This window comes from Synechococcus sp. CBW1004, assembly GCF_015840715.1.
Lineage (GTDB): Bacteria > Cyanobacteriota > Cyanobacteriia > PCC-6307 > Cyanobiaceae > Cyanobium.
The window spans coordinates 186,739-200,451 of sequence record NZ_CP060397.1 but is presented as its reverse complement, the minus strand read 5'-3'; the positions used below and the strand labels follow the sequence as shown (position 1 = coordinate 200,451).

At 68.7% G+C, this 13,713-nt stretch carries 21 protein-coding genes; 13 read left to right on the top strand and 8 right to left on the bottom strand.

What is annotated here, in order from left to right:
• Window positions 1-162 precede the first annotated feature (162 nt).
• Complete coding sequence (gene hisIE / locus H8F25_RS00890; protein WP_231596966.1) at window positions 163-831, top strand: bifunctional phosphoribosyl-AMP cyclohydrolase/phosphoribosyl-ATP diphosphatase HisIE; 669 nt, start codon at window positions 163-165, stop codon at window positions 829-831.
• Between the two features lie 201 nt (window positions 832-1,032).
• Window positions 1,033-1,221: a hypothetical protein gene (locus H8F25_RS00885; protein ID WP_197211651.1), complete on the top strand. Its 189-nt coding sequence runs from the start codon at window positions 1,033-1,035 to the stop codon at window positions 1,219-1,221.
• A gap of 39 nt (window positions 1,222-1,260) precedes the next feature.
• On the opposite strand, the gene H8F25_RS00880 is transcribed toward H8F25_RS00885, so the two are convergent.
• Entirely contained in the window at window positions 1,261-2,217 is a 957-nt protein-coding gene (locus H8F25_RS00880; protein ID WP_197211650.1) for a DUF1460 domain-containing protein, read from the bottom strand.
• 94 nt (window positions 2,218-2,311) lie between these two features.
• Here H8F25_RS00880 and H8F25_RS00875 point away from each other — a divergent pair, with 94 nt between their 5' ends.
• Window positions 2,312-3,124 carry a metal ABC transporter ATP-binding protein gene (locus H8F25_RS00875; protein ID WP_197211649.1) on the top strand — a complete coding sequence of 271 codons (813 nt, stop codon included), beginning with the start codon at window positions 2,312-2,314 and terminating at the stop codon, window positions 3,122-3,124.
• A complete protein-coding gene (locus H8F25_RS00870) occupies window positions 3,124-3,960 on the top strand; it encodes a metal ABC transporter permease (RefSeq protein ID WP_197211648.1) in 837 nt (278 codons plus the stop codon). The genes H8F25_RS00875 and H8F25_RS00870 overlap by 1 nt, the downstream gene beginning before the upstream one ends.
• A gap of 31 nt (window positions 3,961-3,991) precedes the next feature.
• Here H8F25_RS00870 and H8F25_RS00865 read toward each other — a convergent pair whose 3' ends face one another.
• On the bottom strand, window positions 3,992-4,786 hold the full coding sequence (locus H8F25_RS00865) for a peptidase (protein WP_231596965.1): 795 nt from the start codon (window positions 4,784-4,786) through the stop codon (window positions 3,992-3,994).
• Between the two features lie 82 nt (window positions 4,787-4,868).
• On the bottom strand, window positions 4,869-5,375 hold the full coding sequence (locus tag H8F25_RS00860; protein ID WP_197211647.1) for a DUF2214 family protein: 507 nt from the start codon (window positions 5,373-5,375) through the stop codon (window positions 4,869-4,871).
• 288 nt (window positions 5,376-5,663) lie between these two features.
• Here H8F25_RS00860 and H8F25_RS00855 point away from each other — a divergent pair, with 288 nt between their 5' ends.
• The 5 genes from H8F25_RS00855 (at window position 5,664) to H8F25_RS00835 (ending at window position 8,488) form a co-directional block, all read left to right on the top strand.
• The gene (locus H8F25_RS00855) at window positions 5,664-6,584 is read left to right on the top strand and encodes a sigma-70 family RNA polymerase sigma factor (protein ID WP_197211646.1); all 921 of its coding nucleotides are present in this window, start codon (window positions 5,664-5,666) and stop codon (window positions 6,582-6,584) included.
• A 166-nt stretch (window positions 6,585-6,750) separates the two neighbouring features.
• On the top strand, window positions 6,751-7,167 hold the full coding sequence (locus H8F25_RS00850) for a DUF1232 domain-containing protein (protein ID WP_197211645.1): 417 nt from the start codon (window positions 6,751-6,753) through the stop codon (window positions 7,165-7,167).
• A gap of 22 nt (window positions 7,168-7,189) precedes the next feature.
• Window positions 7,190-7,513 carry a hypothetical protein gene (locus H8F25_RS00845; protein WP_197211644.1) on the top strand — a complete coding sequence of 108 codons (324 nt, stop codon included), beginning with the start codon at window positions 7,190-7,192 and terminating at the stop codon, window positions 7,511-7,513.
• 187 nt (window positions 7,514-7,700) lie between these two features.
• Complete coding sequence (locus tag H8F25_RS00840; protein ID WP_197214072.1) at window positions 7,701-7,940, top strand: hypothetical protein; 240 nt, start codon at window positions 7,701-7,703, stop codon at window positions 7,938-7,940.
• Window positions 7,940-8,488, top strand: coding sequence for a phosphate-starvation-inducible PsiE family protein (locus H8F25_RS00835; RefSeq protein WP_197211643.1), 549 nt, complete (start codon window positions 7,940-7,942; stop codon window positions 8,486-8,488). Before H8F25_RS00840 ends, H8F25_RS00835 begins: the two co-directional genes overlap by 1 nt.
• On the opposite strand, the gene H8F25_RS00830 is transcribed toward H8F25_RS00835, so the two are convergent.
• Both H8F25_RS00830 and H8F25_RS00825 read right to left on the bottom strand, forming a co-directional pair.
• Entirely contained in the window at window positions 8,403-9,029 is a 627-nt protein-coding gene (locus H8F25_RS00830) for a Nif11 family protein (protein WP_197211642.1), read from the bottom strand. The two genes, H8F25_RS00835 and H8F25_RS00830, sit on opposite strands and share 86 nt — an antisense overlap.
• Window positions 9,030-9,046: 17 nt before the next feature.
• Window positions 9,047-9,532 carry a GNAT family N-acetyltransferase gene (locus H8F25_RS00825; RefSeq protein ID WP_197211641.1) on the bottom strand — a complete coding sequence of 162 codons (486 nt, stop codon included), beginning with the start codon at window positions 9,530-9,532 and terminating at the stop codon, window positions 9,047-9,049.
• A gap of 234 nt (window positions 9,533-9,766) precedes the next feature.
• Here H8F25_RS00825 and H8F25_RS00820 point away from each other — a divergent pair, with 234 nt between their 5' ends.
• The 3 genes from H8F25_RS00820 (at window position 9,767) to H8F25_RS00810 (ending at window position 11,192) form a co-directional block, all read left to right on the top strand.
• On the top strand, window positions 9,767-10,144 hold the full coding sequence (locus H8F25_RS00820) for a c-type cytochrome (RefSeq protein WP_197213288.1): 378 nt from the start codon (window positions 9,767-9,769) through the stop codon (window positions 10,142-10,144).
• A 121-nt stretch (window positions 10,145-10,265) separates the two neighbouring features.
• Window positions 10,266-10,433 (top strand): hypothetical protein, encoded by a 168-nt coding sequence (locus H8F25_RS00815; protein WP_197211640.1) that lies wholly within the window; start codon window positions 10,266-10,268, stop codon window positions 10,431-10,433.
• Window positions 10,434-10,622: 189 nt separating this feature from the next.
• The gene (locus tag H8F25_RS00810) at window positions 10,623-11,192 is read left to right on the top strand and encodes an outer membrane protein (RefSeq protein ID WP_370525780.1); all 570 of its coding nucleotides are present in this window, start codon (window positions 10,623-10,625) and stop codon (window positions 11,190-11,192) included.
• A 129-nt stretch (window positions 11,193-11,321) separates the two neighbouring features.
• Here H8F25_RS00810 and H8F25_RS00805 read toward each other — a convergent pair whose 3' ends face one another.
• Both H8F25_RS00805 and H8F25_RS00800 read right to left on the bottom strand, forming a co-directional pair.
• Window positions 11,322-11,588, bottom strand: a complete 267-nt coding sequence (locus H8F25_RS00805; RefSeq protein WP_197211639.1) for a YciI family protein — start codon at window positions 11,586-11,588, stop codon at window positions 11,322-11,324.
• Window positions 11,589-11,593: 5 nt separating this feature from the next.
• Complete coding sequence (locus H8F25_RS00800) at window positions 11,594-11,860, bottom strand: Nif11-like leader peptide family natural product precursor (protein ID WP_197211638.1); 267 nt, start codon at window positions 11,858-11,860, stop codon at window positions 11,594-11,596.
• 89 nt (window positions 11,861-11,949) lie between these two features.
• Here H8F25_RS00800 and H8F25_RS00795 point away from each other — a divergent pair, with 89 nt between their 5' ends.
• On the top strand, window positions 11,950-12,717 hold the full coding sequence (locus H8F25_RS00795; RefSeq protein ID WP_197211637.1) for a hypothetical protein: 768 nt from the start codon (window positions 11,950-11,952) through the stop codon (window positions 12,715-12,717).
• Between the two features lie 155 nt (window positions 12,718-12,872).
• Here the strand turns inward: H8F25_RS00795 and trpA are convergent, their stop codons facing one another.
• The gene (trpA, locus tag H8F25_RS00790; protein WP_197211636.1) at window positions 12,873-13,709 is read right to left on the bottom strand and encodes a tryptophan synthase subunit alpha; all 837 of its coding nucleotides are present in this window, start codon (window positions 13,707-13,709) and stop codon (window positions 12,873-12,875) included.
• Between the last annotated feature and the right edge of the window lie 4 nt (window positions 13,710-13,713).

Below are 13,713 nucleotides of genomic sequence, written 5' to 3'. Positions count from 1 at the left end.
GCTGATCCACCCGCCTCGAGCGTCGATCCCCCGCCCATGGCCAGGGCGCAGCCTGGTCGGACAGCCCGGCTCCGCGCCGCCACAAGCGGGACACGCGGTTGCCAGCAGGCAGACTTGGGCACCAGCTCTGGGTTGACCGCTGTGACCGCCGCCGCTGATGGCTTGCCTTCGCTCCTCGCCCAGCTGCGCTGGAACGAGGCCGGGCTGATTCCCGCCGTGGCCCAGGACTGGCTCGATGGAGCCGTGCTGATGGTGGCGTGGATGAATGCTGAGGCGCTGACGCGCACCCTGGAGAGCGGCGAGGTGCACTACTGGAGCCGCTCGCGTCAGGAGCTGTGGCACAAGGGCGCCACCAGCGGTCACATCCAGAAGCTCAGGGGCCTGCGCTACGACTGCGACGCCGATGTGGTGCTTCTCAGCATCGAGCAGAGCGGCGATGTGGCCTGTCACACCGGAGCCCGCAGCTGCTTCTACGAGCAGGGTCCGCAAGCCACCGCCGGCGGCCCCGAAGCGCCGCCTCCCCCGGCCGACGTCTGCACCGAACTGATGCGGGTGATCGAAGGGCGACGACAGCAGCCGGAACCCGGCAGCTACACCAACCGTCTGCTGGAGGGCGGCGATAACCGCATCCTCAAGAAGATCGGAGAAGAGGCGGCCGAATTCGTGATGGCCTGCAAGGATGACGATCCGAAGGACATCGCCGGCGAGGCGGCCGACCTTGTGTTCCACCTCCAGGTGGCACTGGCGCACCACGGCGTGCCCTGGCGTCGCGTGCAGGAAGTGCTCGCCGCCCGTCGGGGCGCGCCTCGGCGGGCGGAAGCCAACGGCTGACTCCCAGCCTCGTGAGGCTGCTCATGGCAACGGGATCGCTTTCCCTCAACGGATTCGGCAGCCGTTGCGCTCTCCACGCGGAGCGCCTCAGCCCAGGACAGACAACGGTCAAGGCGCAGGGACGTGGCGATTACGTAGCAATCGCCACTGTTGCAGGGCGAGACGGCTTTCTAGCGTCGTTCCCATGTTCCGGAGCCCGTCGTGACCCCAGCCGCGGTGATCGATCTGCCACCAGTGATGAGCAAGGAGGCGAACCTGCCCCCGTTGATCGCCGTTCCGGTGAAGAAGGTGCGGTTCCTGCAGGCGATGGCCGAGGACGGGCCCGGGGCCAGGCCCTGCCGCATCGACGGCTGCCCGGTGCAACAGGTGATCCAGCACACGATCTGTTGATCGAGACCCTGGCCTCGCAGGAATGACCCTGCCGAAGACTCAGGGATCGGCGCGGCCATCGGCATTGGGAAGAGACCGCAGGAAGGAGAGACCGGTCGTGCCGGGCTGTTGTCGCGCCATCGCGAGCAGATCTGGCACCCGCACCACGCCCTGACCGGGCCGCACCAGCACGGCTCCCAGTCGCCCCCGCTCCAGCTCCAGCAGGCCGATGTCAGCCGTCTGACCATCTGGGACATTCCCCTGCAACACAAACAGATCACCGCTGCGCAGGCTGACCGTGGCAGCCGGCACCGCGTCCAGGGGAACCTCGGCCATGGTCACCCACCCCTCCCTCGGCTCGGGACAGGTCGGCGCTGGGGCGGCGGTGGTGGTGGAGCGGGCAGAGCCGGGCTGGAGCAACTCCGTGAGTGGCACCCGTCGCTGCCTTGCTCCCTGCAGAAAAGGACTCAGATCCACCAGGTAGCCGCGCCGCGCCGCCGCAAGCGCCCACAGCCTCGGATCCACGAGGCGGGCACAGGGATCCACCCGGCCGCGGCCGTAGCGCAGGCGCCGCACATGGTCGCTGAAGCGGTCGACCGCCTCGGTGCGGCTACGCACCTGGCGGCTGTTGACCAGGGCCAGCAGCTGCTCGATGAACCGGAGCGAATCCACGGCGGTGAGATCCAGAACCAGCCGTTCGACCGGTGCGGTACCCACCGGAACCGCTCGGGACGGCGTGCCCTGGAACCGGCGTGCCAGGGCCACCAGGGCCTCCTCATGAGCCGCTGCAGCCGTGTCATCGATCGCGCGGGCGATCAGCCGACGGCTGTCGCCCACCACCAGCGGCAGATTCGGATCCACGCCACGGGTCGTCGCTCCTGCCGGGGGCCTGGCGGCCGTGGCTCCCCTGGGCTGCGCCCGGGAGGGGGCCATCGCCGTCGCGGGATCAGGACGGGCGAGCCCCCTGAGACGCGGCCAGGCGAGGGCCAGAGCCAGGGGGCAAAGCAGAGCAGCCACCAGCAGGCCTCTCCGTCCCATGGCCTCCAACGCCTCGCATCGCACATTACCGACACGAACAGTGGGCCCTGGGGGCTTTGCCTATGGTGCCTTCATGGCGGAACGCGTTCTCGAAGTCAGCGAGCTGAGCGTGCGCCGTCACGGCGCGACGGTGGTCGACCGGGTCAGCTTCCGCCTCGAGGCTGAGACCGACACAGCCCTGGTCGGACCGAACGGGGCGGGCAAGAGCTCGCTGGTCCAGGCGATCCTCGGCATCGTTCCCCACGCCGGCGGCGAGGTGCGACTGCTTGGTCAGCGGCTGGGACCCCATGGCGAACTGCCGGCATCGGTACGTGAACAGGTGGCCTACCTGCCCCAGACCCTGACGCCACCGGGCCGATTCCCCCTGCGGGTGGAGGAATTCGTCTCCCTGGGGTGGCATCGCGTCGGCCCCTCACTGCCCTGGCGCGGACGCCGGGCCTGCCGCCGGGCCGTCAGCCTGGCCCTGGAGAAGACATGCAGCACAGCCCTGGCCGGCCGACTGCTCAGCGATCTGTCGATCGGCGAGCGCAAGCGGGTGTTGCTGGCCTTCTGTGTGGTGCGGCCGCGCCGCCTCCTGTTGCTGGATGAGGCCCAGGCAGGCCTCGACGCCCGCGCCGCCGAACAGTTCCACGCGCTGCTCTTCTCCCTGCGCCGCAGTGAGGGCTGGACGATCCTGCAGGTCTCCCACGACCTGGAGATGGTGCGACGCACCTGTGATGCGGTGCTCTGCCTCAACCGTTCCCTGCGCTGCTCGGGCCATCCGGATCACGCCCTCAGCCCCACCCAGCTGAAGCGCCTCTACGGCACCGCCTGGGTGCCGTATCACCACCACCACGGCCACACTCCATCCCAGGGCTCGACGCCCCCACCCGAGCGCCTGAGCTGATGGTCGACCCGTCGGCCTGGCTGGATCTGCTGGCCCTGCCCTCCCTGCAGCGGGCATTGCTGGCGGGGCTGCTCACCGGGGCCCTCGGGGGTGTGCTCGGCAGCTTCGCGGTGCTCAGGCAACTGGCCTTCTTCGGAGATGCCCTGGGCCACGCCGCCCTGCTCGGGCTCACCGGCGGAATCCTGCTCGGCGTGGATCCCACCCTGGTGCTGCTTCCCTTCGCCATTGTGTTCGCGGTGGGCGTGCATCACCTCACCCGCGGCAGCCGGCTGCCCACCGACGCCCTCCTGAACATTCTCTATTCCTCATCCCTAGCCCTGGCGGTGCTGGTGCTCAGCCGCATCCGCAGCTACCGGGGCGGCATCGAGCAGCTGCTGTTCGGAGACATCCTGGGCGTGTCCTGGCTGGATCTCGGGCTGATCCTGGTGCTGGCTCTGGCCGTGCTCAGCTATCTGCTGCTCACCTCCCGCACTCAGATTCTGCTCAGCCTCGACGAGGGTCTGGCCCTGTCGCGGGGGATCGCCGCCGAGCGTCATCGCCTGACGCTGCTGGTGGTTCTGGCCGTGGTGGTGGCGATCTCGATCAAAGCGATGGGGGTGCTGCTGATCAGCGCCTTCCTGGTGATCCCAGCCTGCACCGCAAGACTGGTGAGCGGTCATTTCAGCCGCTACGTGCTGCTGGCTTCCCTGCTCGGAGCCGGCACCGCCGTGGTGGGGCTCCTGGCTTCCGGGGCCTTCGATCTCCCCTCCGGTCCTGCGGTGGTGGTGACCCAGCTGATTGCCTTCCTCGCTGCCGTGGGTCTCGCCGGCATGACCCGCCGGCGAGCGACGGAGTGAATGACAACACCTCGACTCAGAGCGCCTCGATTCAGGGAGTAAGGGGCCTGCCGAACACCGTCGGCTGTCGATAGAGCCACTCCAGGGTGGCCCGGTCACGGGGACTGAGCACGAGCACCGGCTCCGCACCGGGAACGGCGGCCATGGCGTCGGCCGGGTCATCACTGTGGCCCCACAACCCGAAGGCATGGCCGAGTTCATGCAGGGCGGTGGCCTCCATCGCCGGCTCCCGCTGCGCCGGGCTGAGCAGCACCTCCACGGTCGGCTCCAGGCGGGTGACCTCCCCACGCCGCACACGCAGCAGCGACAGCGTGGCGCGGCCATGGCTGGCCCTCCGGCGACCATCCGGCCCTTCCGCCAGGGGAGGGCGCCGCCGCCACAGCCGCACCTGGGCGGCGGCCGGATTGTCCACAACCTGAATCGCCACCAGACCCTGCCACTGGGCCAGGGCTCGGTCCACAGCTGCGCGCCAGCGGTTCTCCCAGAGAGCGGCGCCGGGGCTGCCGCTGGGCGGTTCGATCCAGACGCACCAGCGATCCAGACGGGGAAGACCCAGCGCTGTGGTCGCCAGCCGGTGGCGATAGTCGGGGGCGGAGGGCAACTGTGGAAGCGTCTCCGGCGCGGTGGATCCGGGGGCGGCAGAGGCCGGCGTGGCGAACCGCAGCAACGGGCCCTCGCTCGGAATCGGCTCGCTGCTGAGGGCGGCAGAACAGCCCGATGCCTGGAGCGCCTCCGGTTCCGGCAGGTCCGGGGATGGGATGCGCTGCTCTCCGCGGCCCGGCTCGACAGCGGCACTGCCACCCCCCCCAAGTGGAAGCGTCGCCACCAGCAGGAGCATTAGCAGGGTTACCGGCCGGAGCGCTCGGCGCCGCTCTCCCGACGGGCCCGTGCCGTCAGGGGCCGGAGGTTCATGAGGGGAGGCCGACACCACGCGCCATCAGGGCAGCGAGCAGGGGAATGGCCGCAAAGCCGACGAGCTCGATGTTGAGAATCCAGCGGAGCCGTTGGGCCAGGGCCTCACTGACCTGAGGCAGCTCACCCTTGCGCAGCGGCAACGCCCAGAGGATGTAGGTGACGGTCGGGTAGAGCGACAGTGCACCCACACTCAGGTAGAGCCCGACCTTCCACCAGAACAGGGGGTTTTCGGTGTAGAACTCGCTGCCCTGGCCGTAGTACAGCACCCGCGCGATGCCGCTGAGCAGCACTGCCAGCGCAGCGATGCCATAGACGACATCGGTGATCACCATCAGCGTCGCCGTCGAGCGATCGGGGTTGGCGCGGATCAGACGTCGCTCCAGCACCAGCGCGCCGAAGCAGAGCATGAAGCTGAGGTAGTGCACGTACGCCACCAGTGCACTGGGGATCACCCCGGTCGGCAGAGGCAGAGCCGCTGGGAGAACGAGGGGATCAAGCATGGAGGCAGCCGGTGCGATGGCCGGCCAAGGTAGCGGCTGGGCGGCTCCGGCGCTGTTGCGCGCCGGCGTTCCCCCCACTGCCGCCTTGCGGGGCTCCCAGCACGGAAACCCTGGAGACGCCCGCTGGTGTGCGGGAACGGCTGCAGAGCTCAGGACAACGCCGCAGAGGACACGGATGGCTGCAGAGCAAATCCGGATCGAATGCGAACTCTGAAGCCTTTCCGCGACCTGCAGACAACCGCTTAATCAACCCTAGGTTTCAGAACAACGCGGATCTTCAGTCCAGACATGGCAAGTTCCCTCAGTGCCTTTCTCGGCGAGATCGGCCGCCATCAGCTTCTGACTCCCGAGCAGGAACTCACCCTGGGCCGCAAGGTTCAGGCCATGGTGGCGCTGCAGGAGCGCTGCAGCCTGGCTGGAGGACAGGGCGAAGCCTGCGTCTACAGCGATGTCGAGCGCCGGGTGCTGCGCCTGGGGGAGCGGGCCAAACAGCAGATGATCACCGCCAATCTGCGCCTGGTGGTCAACCTGGCCAAGCGCTATCAGGGCAAGGGGCTGGATCTGCTCGACCTGATCCAGGAGGGCACGATCGGTCTCACCCGTGCGGTGGAGAAATTCGATCCCACCCGCGGCCATCGCTTCAGTACTTATGCCTATTGGTGGATCCGCCAGGGGCTCAACCGGGCCCTCTCCACCCAGAGCCGCACGATCCGCATTCCCGTCAACGTCAATGAAAAACTGACGCGTCTGCGTGCGGCCAAGGCCCGCCATCTTCAGGCCAACGGCCAGAACCCCAGCCCACTGGAGCTGGCGCGGGCGATGGAGCTGCCGCTGGCCGAGGTGGAGGAACTGCTGGCCTGTGAGCTCCGCAGTGTCACGGTCAGCCTGCAGGGAGCCGTGCGCTCCAAGAGCGATCCCTCCGAGCTGGTGGATCTGCTGCCGAGCGACGAGATGGCACCGATGGAGCGCGCCGAGCTGGCCGAGCGCAGCGCCTCGGTCTGGACGCTGCTGGAGCGCGCGAACCTGACGCCGAAGGAGCGCACGGTGGTGATGCTGCGTTTCGGGCTGGATGGCACCCATGAGTGGCGCACCCTCGCCGAGGTGGCGCGCCAGCTGGCCTGCAGCCGCGAGTACTGCCGCCAGGTGGTGCAGCGGGCCCTGCGCAAACTGCGCAAGGCCGGTCAGGAGAGCGGTCTGGTGGAGGAGTGAATCCGGCTCTCCGCCCACCACCCCCACCAGCAGGGCCTGGACCCGGTCCACCTCCCGGCGGCCAACCGACCGGATCGGGGGGAGAACCGTCCCTGTTCCCTGCCCCGGGAAACGCCTCAGACTTGCCGTCTGCCACGCCTTTCGTGGCTCACACCGGAGCATGCCCATGGCCGCAGCCCCCTCCCAGGGCTCTGGCGAGTCCCCGTTCGAGTCCCCCGCCATCGACGTCGAAGTGCTCGGCGGCAGCCAACGGGGAACGCAGGCCCATCCTCCCGTTGATGAAGCGCTGCTGCTGCGCCTGCTGCGCCGGGCCGGACGCACCATCGCCCGACCGGCTCTGGAATGTTTTGAACTCCTGGTCGATGCCTCCACTCCCCATCAGGTTCGGGTGACGGTGCTGGCAGCCCTCACCTACCTGCTTCTGCCCCTGGATCTGATCCCGGATTTCATCCCGGCGGCAGGCTTCAGTGACGATCTGGTGGCCCTGACGGCCCTGCTGGGGCTGTGCACCCGCCACATCTCGCCGGAAATCCGCGAGCGGGCGCAGCGCAGACTGGATCACTGGTTCCCCGTGAACCGCTGATCCCGCCATCCAGCCGCCGGCGATGTCCAGCCTCAGTGCCGAACAGCTCGATGACCTTCAGAATTTCCTGAAGGACTGGCTTCGCCATGCCGGCCGGACCCAGGCCGACCTGCGTCGGGCCCTGCGCGCCTCCTCGATCCGCATGCCGGTGCTGATCGAGGAGCTGCGCCAGCTGCACGCCCGCCAGGGCCTGCTCGGGCTGGCGGAGCGCCTGTGCGGGATCGAACAGCTCTGGCAGGGCGAGGAGCGCGGTTCCCTGGACGACATCGGGGAAGGGGCCGACGATCTCTCCGACTCGCTCGGTCAGCTGGATCTGCTGCTGGAGGAGATCCGGCAGGGGAGCTGAACATCGGACGGGTCCGACGCTCGACGACCCACGCAAGACCCATGAACAGCTCGGATGCGGGCATCACCGAGCCGCGCCATCCCATGCCCACGGCGGAGACCGTTGTGATGCCCGCGGTCGCTGGGGGGGAAGCCCCGAAACGACCGGTCTCCCGTCAGAGTGGGGGAATCCAAGACCCATTGGCATCGTGAGCCGCCCATCCCTCGCTCTGCTGACCTGCCTGTCGCTGGTGGGATCGGCGTCCCCGGCCCTTGCCCAGGTCGAGAGCTTCATGCTGCAACCCGGCAGCAGCGTCGGCCCTGAGACCAAGGTCACCCCCACCAACTGCGTCACGGGTCCTGACGGATCGGTGACCTGTGACACCAAGCTGGAGAACTCTCCCAGCGACACCCCCGCCAAACCTCAGTACCAGCCCTTCAAGAACTGATGCGGGCACCGCGATTGGGTCGCTTGCAGCGGATCCTTGGAGATCGTGCGGTTCTGCAGACCGTCGATCGGGGCGAACGGCTCCTCGCCCGGCTGCTGAGCCTGATGCTGCTGCTGGTGCTGGCCGTTGCGGCGTTCCAGTTGCTCTGGCAACTGGTTCTGGATCTGATGAACCCCAACCACACCTGGCTGGGGGATTCTCTGATCCTTCTGCTGGGCGATCTGCTCAACCTCCTGATCGGCCTGGAGGTCCTTCAGAACATCACCGCCTACCTGCGCCGCGGGGTGGTGCAGATCGATCTGGTCCTGCTCACGGCGATCACCGCCGTGGGGCGGAAGGTGATCGTGCTGCCGCCGGGCGCGGAGAACAAGCCGCAGCTGCTGATGGGGCTGGGGCTCGCCGTGGCCTGTCTGGCGGCCGCCTACTGGCTGGTGCGCGCTGCGCGCCCATCAAGGCCGCCATTCAGGCCGTCGGCCAGAAGAGGGCCAGCCAGATCGTCCCAGGGGGAGGATCCGTCGCCGTCACCCGATGCCGCCGACCGGCCCTGATGAAGACACTGTCCCCAGGCTGAAGCTGACGCTCGGTGGGTTCATCGGAGAACTGCAGCCCTGCCCGCCCCTGCAGCAGCATCACCCACTCCTCCTCCCTCTGCTCGTACCAGAACCCGGACGGGCTTCGGAAGGCACAGGAATGAATCCGCTCCAGACGCCACAGCTCGCTCTGGAGGAGCACCTCGGTGTGCTCCTCCCCCGGCGGCGGGCAGGAACCCCTGAGCAGGGAGCACGGCGAATCGCAACCGCTCAGCAGACCGCTGACGACGGCAGTCGAAGCTCCCGGGCCCGGGGTGAAGAGCTGTTGATCGTCCTGGGGCCCAGGCGCGACGACGCTCCCGGCGGAGTCCGTGGGCGGAGGCTCTCCCCAGCGGCGACCGATCTCGAATCCACAGCGGCGGGCGAGGGCCACCACCTCGTCATGGTGCGCGCAGTCCCGGAGTTCCTGACGCAGGATGGGGTCCGCCTCGCTCAGAGCCACGAAGGCATTGAGCTGGCGCACCTTGTCGAGGAACTGCCGCAACTGGGCTTCGGCCATGGGCGCCTGCGCTCTGTTCAGACCAGATCCTTGATCATGCGCCAGCGCCTGAACAGCACGCCGGCGAACAGCACCTCCTCCTCGCCCTCCACCTGCCAGCCAAGACGCTCCAGCAGCGGCCGGGAGAGCTGGCTGGCCTCCGTGCGCAGTCGCCGGCTCCCATGCCCCAGGGCAATGCCTTCCAGGGCAGCGAGCAGGGCCGTGGCGCGGCCCTGGCGGCTGGAACGACCGCGGCAGTAGAGCAGCGACAGACGATCGATCGGGTCGAGCAGCGCGAAGGCCTCGATCGTCCGACCCGGGGGGGCCGCACAGCTGGCCAGGCCCACCCCTCGAGCCAGGGCCTCCACCAGCCCCCCGTCGCGGCCGGCGTGGTGCGCCCAGGCCTGGATCTGCCGATCGCTGTAGAGGCCATGGGTCTGGCTGAGCACGGCGTCGCGGTAGAGCTCAACCAGTTCGGGAAGATCGGCAGCGACCAGAGGCCGGAGCGAAGGATCGACCGCCATGGGCGCTGCGTCGGGACTCCAGACTGGCTGGGCAGGGTCACGGCTGCGAGCGGGAGCCGATTCCCAGCGATGTGGGACTCGGCCCAGGGGAGGCGCGGGCGCTGCCGCGCTGCGAGCGAGCCGGCCAACCGCAAGAATCACGCCGATTGCCGTGCGCAGACGATGGCCTGGCTTCAGAGGTTCCTGCGACAGCTTGGGTTGCCGCTGCGGGGAGGCGGATGGCATCGGTGGGCGATGGGGCGCCTTACGGGCACAGCGCTCCTGCTGGTCCTGCTCACGGCCGTCTCTCCTGCGGCAGCCGTCGATGGCCTGCCTGTGGAACGCGCACGTCTCGAGTCCGGCGCTCGGCTGTTCGAGGCCCACTGCGTGGGCTGTCACGTGAATGGCGGCAATGTGATTCGCCGGGGCCGGACCCTGAAGCAGGCCGCCCTCGAGAAAGCCGGACTGGCGGATCCGGAGGCCATCGCTCGCATTGCCGCTGCCGGCATCGGGCAGATGTCCGGCTATGGAGCGGTCCTGGGGGAGGAGGGCGCAGCTCAGGTTGGCGAATGGGTCTGGCTGCAGGCGCGTTCCGGCTGGCCGAGGCCCGCACAGATGGAGCCGCTCCCCTGAAATCCGGCACGGTTTGCTCACAACTGCGCGCCGCTCACCTGTGCCACGGGGGTCCCCGTCCACCGACCGATCCAGGTGTCGGTATCGGTGACTACACAGCAGATGGTGTGAGAGTTTTCCCATGTCCCTTTCCCTGCAACGGACGCTGAAGGGCAGCGGCGGTCTGGTGACCGTCGGATCACTGGCCTGCTCCCTGTGCGTCCCCGCTGCAATCGCCGCTCCCCAGTCCGGCGCCGAGCAGCTGCGCCTGGAAGGCAGCGCCGCCCAGACCGCCATTCAGCCCCAGTAGATCGCTCAGACCTACGTTCCCGGCATCGGCAATGTCGGCAGCGACGGCTTCGAACAGGCGGAAGGCTGGTACCTGACCGTCGGTGCCGGCGCGTCCAAGCCCGCCAACAACACCTGGACGCTGAACGATCTCAACGGTGTCGGGGCTGACAGCGGCCGATTCGGTGCCCGCTACGGCGGTGGCTTCGCCGTGGACGCCGGTGTGGGTTACGACTTCGGGGCAATCCGCACCGAGCTCACCTACTCCTACAACCGAGCCAGCCTGAATCGTCTGAACGGCACGATCGGCAATAACAATTACCAGAGCAGTGATGTCTCCGGCGTCATCAACAAGAATGATATTTTTGCCAGCGCCTATGTTGACTTCCCCTTCGGACGCTGGGTGCCATATGTCGGTGCTGGCATCGGTTACACCAATCTGAGCACCCCGAGCTTCACCCTCGCCAACCAGCGCACGGGCAGCGCCAACGAGGGGCTGTTCGGCTGGCAGGCGAAGGCCGGTCTCGCCTATGCCCTCGATTACAACTGGGACGTCTACGCCGAAGGTGCCTACCAGGGAGCGAGTGGCTTCGACAGCGGCAATCTGGACATCAACTCCTTCAACAACTGGGGCGGCAAACTCGGCTTCCGCTACCGCTTCGGCCAGCGACCCACCGTCGTGGTGGAGCAGCCGGCGCCGGCACAGGCTCCCGAGCCCGCTCCCGCTCCCGAGCCCGCCCCGTCCTACGAGCCCGCTCCACCGGTGCGCGGCCTCTGGTGAGGACTGGCCCGCCAGCCCTCCATCGGCATCAACCCCATGCAGGAGCGGGCCACGGCCCGCTCTTTTTTGTGGGTCCGGGATCTCAACCAGCAGGTCGATCGGCTGCGCCGCCGGGAACGGGGACTCTGCTCAGAAGGCCTGGATCCAGGGATGCACCTGCAGCTCGGTCCAGATGCCCTCGCGCCAGTAGACATCGGCGTGCAACGCCTCTTCCACCTGCTCGCGGCTCTCCGCCTCATAGATGCCGAACACGAGACGGGTATCGGCGGTGGGCCCCAGTGTGATCAGCAGGCCGGCATCCTTCTGACGCTGAAGCCCGTCGAGATGCTCCTGGCGGAACGGGGCCCGCTTTTCAAGCACGTCGTCGCAGTACGTGCCCCAGACAACGAAACGCATAGCAGTCAGGCGATCGATTCGCGGCGGAGGTAAACGCGGATCAGCTTCTCGTCCATCAGCCCCTCGCGGGCATAGGGCTGCTCATTGCAACGCGCGAACACGGCGATCAGCGTTTCGGGGCGGAAGCTCTGGCCACCCAGGCGTGCGATCTCGCTGACCTCCGGGGCCGTCTGCACCTGATTGAGCTGCTCCCGCAGCGTGGGCTCCTGCTGGATGCGGGCCAGGAAGGTGAACAGCTGGTCCAGTTCACCGCGATCGAGGGTGTCGCTCATGCAGCCGGGTCGGTCAGCTCCGTCATAGCGGCCCCGCTTCTCCGGGGGCAAGCGGAGCGGCGCATCATGGAGGCAGTCAAGGCTTGGCGATGCCCGTTCCGTCCTGCTCCTGCCTCGGCCCACAGCGCTCCCACCGTCTGCTCGCTCTGGCGCTCCTGCCTGTGGCGGCGCTGTCCGCCTGCGGCCCCGTCTATCGGGCGAAAGCCGATCCGGGCGTGGCTGCAGCGGCCATGGGGGCCCCGCAGCCCGCCATCCCACCTTCAGCGGCTGCCGATGCCGATCCGCGACGTCTGCTCGGCACCTGGGCAATGACCGACAATGACAATCTGCTGTTCAACCTGCTGCTGCGGCCCGATGGCAGCGCCCTGACCGCCGCGGGGAGCCGGGGCCCGGGCAAGGAGTCCACCGGCCGACTCACCGAACAGGATCTGGTGGAGGTGGGCCGCTGGCGCGGCTGGGGCAACGGCCTGCGCGTCGACTACAGCGACGGCTGGACGGACACGATCCTGGTGTCACCCGGTGGCCCGATCCAGTGGTCCTGGCAGCCGGGCAGCGATCGCAACGGCCCACCCACCAACACCGGCAAGGCCGTGCGGCTGACCGCGCCGGAGATGGCGTGGGTGGGCGTCTATCGCCTGACGCCCACCCAGCCGCAGCTGCCGCCCTACCTGGCCACGCTGCTCTCCAGCGGCAGGGCCTTCAACACCATCGACACGATCGCGGCGGGATCGTGGCGGCAGGAGAGCAACCGTCTGGTGATCGACTGGGCCAGCGGCTGGCGCACGACGTTCGAGCGGTCCTCAGCTCCGGCGGCTGGCAGCCGTTTTGAGGTCCTGCACTGGGCCCCGGGGACGTGACCGGCAGGGACCTGCCAGTGCCGGACGCAGCGGCGAACGGCTCTGAGCAGGCCGGATCCTGGACGAGCGGGCACCCGATCTCCGCGACTTGGCTGCACCGGACAGCCCGTCATGGGCGCCTCCCGGTTCGCAGCGCTGAGCAACAGGTGAGGCGCTCAGTGATCCAGGGCGTGTCGCAGCTCGGCGCAGTAACGACCGGCCTCATCGCTCACGGAGCGGCCCTGGCTGTGGGCCTCCGCCATGCGCTTGACGAGGGCGCTGCCGACGATGGCGCCATCGGCGCCCCAGTCGCGCACCTGGCGCGCCTGCTCAGGGGCGGAGATGCCGAAGCCCACCGCCACGGGCGTCCCTCCCTGATCCTTGAGCTGTCGCACCAGCCCACCGACCCGCTCCTGCAGGGCACTGCGCACACCGGTGACGCCGGTGACGCTGACGAGGTAGGTGAAGCCGCGGCTGGCGGCGTGGATGCGCGCCATACGCTCCGGCGGCGTGGTGGGAGCCACCAGCAGCACCAGATCGAGACCGCGGGCGGCCGCCAGGGCCGACAGTTTCTCGGCCTCCTCCAGCGGCAGATCTGGCACCACCAGACCGGCGGCACCGGCCGCCGACGCGGCATCGCAGAAGGCCTCCATGCCGCGATTGAGCAGCGGGTTGCTGTAGGTGAACAGCACCACCGGGATGGTGAGCCGGTCGCGCAGGCTCACCAGCAGGCTCAGGACTGCGGCCGGGGTGGTCCCCGCCGCCAGAGCCCGGGAGGCCGCGGCCTGAATCACCGGCCCATCGGCCAGAGGGTCGCTGTAGGGGATCCCCAGCTCGATCAGATCGGCACCGGCCTCCTGCAGGGCCAGCAGGGTGGCGGCGGTGGCCTCCAGATCGGGATCACCCGCCATCACGAAGGGCATCAGGGCGCAGCGTCCCTGGCTGGCCAGCCCGGCGAAGCGGCGCTGGATCGGGGTGAGACCGGTGGAAAGGCCGGGTGAAGCGACGCTCATCGCT

What these genes read in the sequence shown, in the direction of transcription:
- H8F25_RS00875 (WP_197211649.1), top strand. Translation starts at nt 2,312, where the DNA reads ATGGCGGAACGCGTTCTCGAAGTCAGCGAGCTGAGCGTGCGCCGTCAC.
- H8F25_RS00870 (WP_197211648.1), top strand. Translation starts at nt 3,124, where the DNA reads ATGGTCGACCCGTCGGCCTGGCTGGATCTGCTGGCCCTGCCCTCCCTG.
- H8F25_RS00860 (WP_197211647.1), bottom strand. Translation starts at nt 5,375, where the DNA reads ATGCTTGATCCCCTCGTTCTCCCAGCGGCTCTGCCTCTGCCGACCGGG.
- H8F25_RS00855 (WP_197211646.1), top strand. Translation starts at nt 5,664, where the DNA reads ATGGCAAGTTCCCTCAGTGCCTTTCTCGGCGAGATCGGCCGCCATCAG.
- H8F25_RS00850 (WP_197211645.1), top strand. Translation starts at nt 6,751, where the DNA reads ATGGCCGCAGCCCCCTCCCAGGGCTCTGGCGAGTCCCCGTTCGAGTCC.
- H8F25_RS00845 (WP_197211644.1), top strand. Translation starts at nt 7,190, where the DNA reads ATGTCCAGCCTCAGTGCCGAACAGCTCGATGACCTTCAGAATTTCCTG.
- H8F25_RS00835 (WP_197211643.1), top strand. Translation starts at nt 7,940, where the DNA reads ATGCGGGCACCGCGATTGGGTCGCTTGCAGCGGATCCTTGGAGATCGT.
- H8F25_RS00830 (WP_197211642.1), bottom strand. Translation starts at nt 9,029, where the DNA reads ATGGCCGAAGCCCAGTTGCGGCAGTTCCTCGACAAGGTGCGCCAGCTC.
- H8F25_RS00825 (WP_197211641.1), bottom strand. Translation starts at nt 9,532, where the DNA reads ATGGCGGTCGATCCTTCGCTCCGGCCTCTGGTCGCTGCCGATCTTCCC.
- H8F25_RS00820 (WP_197213288.1), top strand. Translation starts at nt 9,767, where the DNA reads ATGGGGCGCCTTACGGGCACAGCGCTCCTGCTGGTCCTGCTCACGGCC.
- H8F25_RS00815 (WP_197211640.1), top strand. Translation starts at nt 10,266, where the DNA reads ATGTCCCTTTCCCTGCAACGGACGCTGAAGGGCAGCGGCGGTCTGGTG.
- H8F25_RS00805 (WP_197211639.1), bottom strand. Translation starts at nt 11,588, where the DNA reads ATGCGTTTCGTTGTCTGGGGCACGTACTGCGACGACGTGCTTGAAAAG.
- H8F25_RS00800 (WP_197211638.1), bottom strand. Translation starts at nt 11,860, where the DNA reads ATGAGCGACACCCTCGATCGCGGTGAACTGGACCAGCTGTTCACCTTC.
- H8F25_RS00795 (WP_197211637.1), top strand. Translation starts at nt 11,950, where the DNA reads ATGCCCGTTCCGTCCTGCTCCTGCCTCGGCCCACAGCGCTCCCACCGT.
- trpA (WP_197211636.1), bottom strand. Translation starts at nt 13,709, where the DNA reads ATGAGCGTCGCTTCACCCGGCCTTTCCACCGGTCTCACCCCGATCCAG.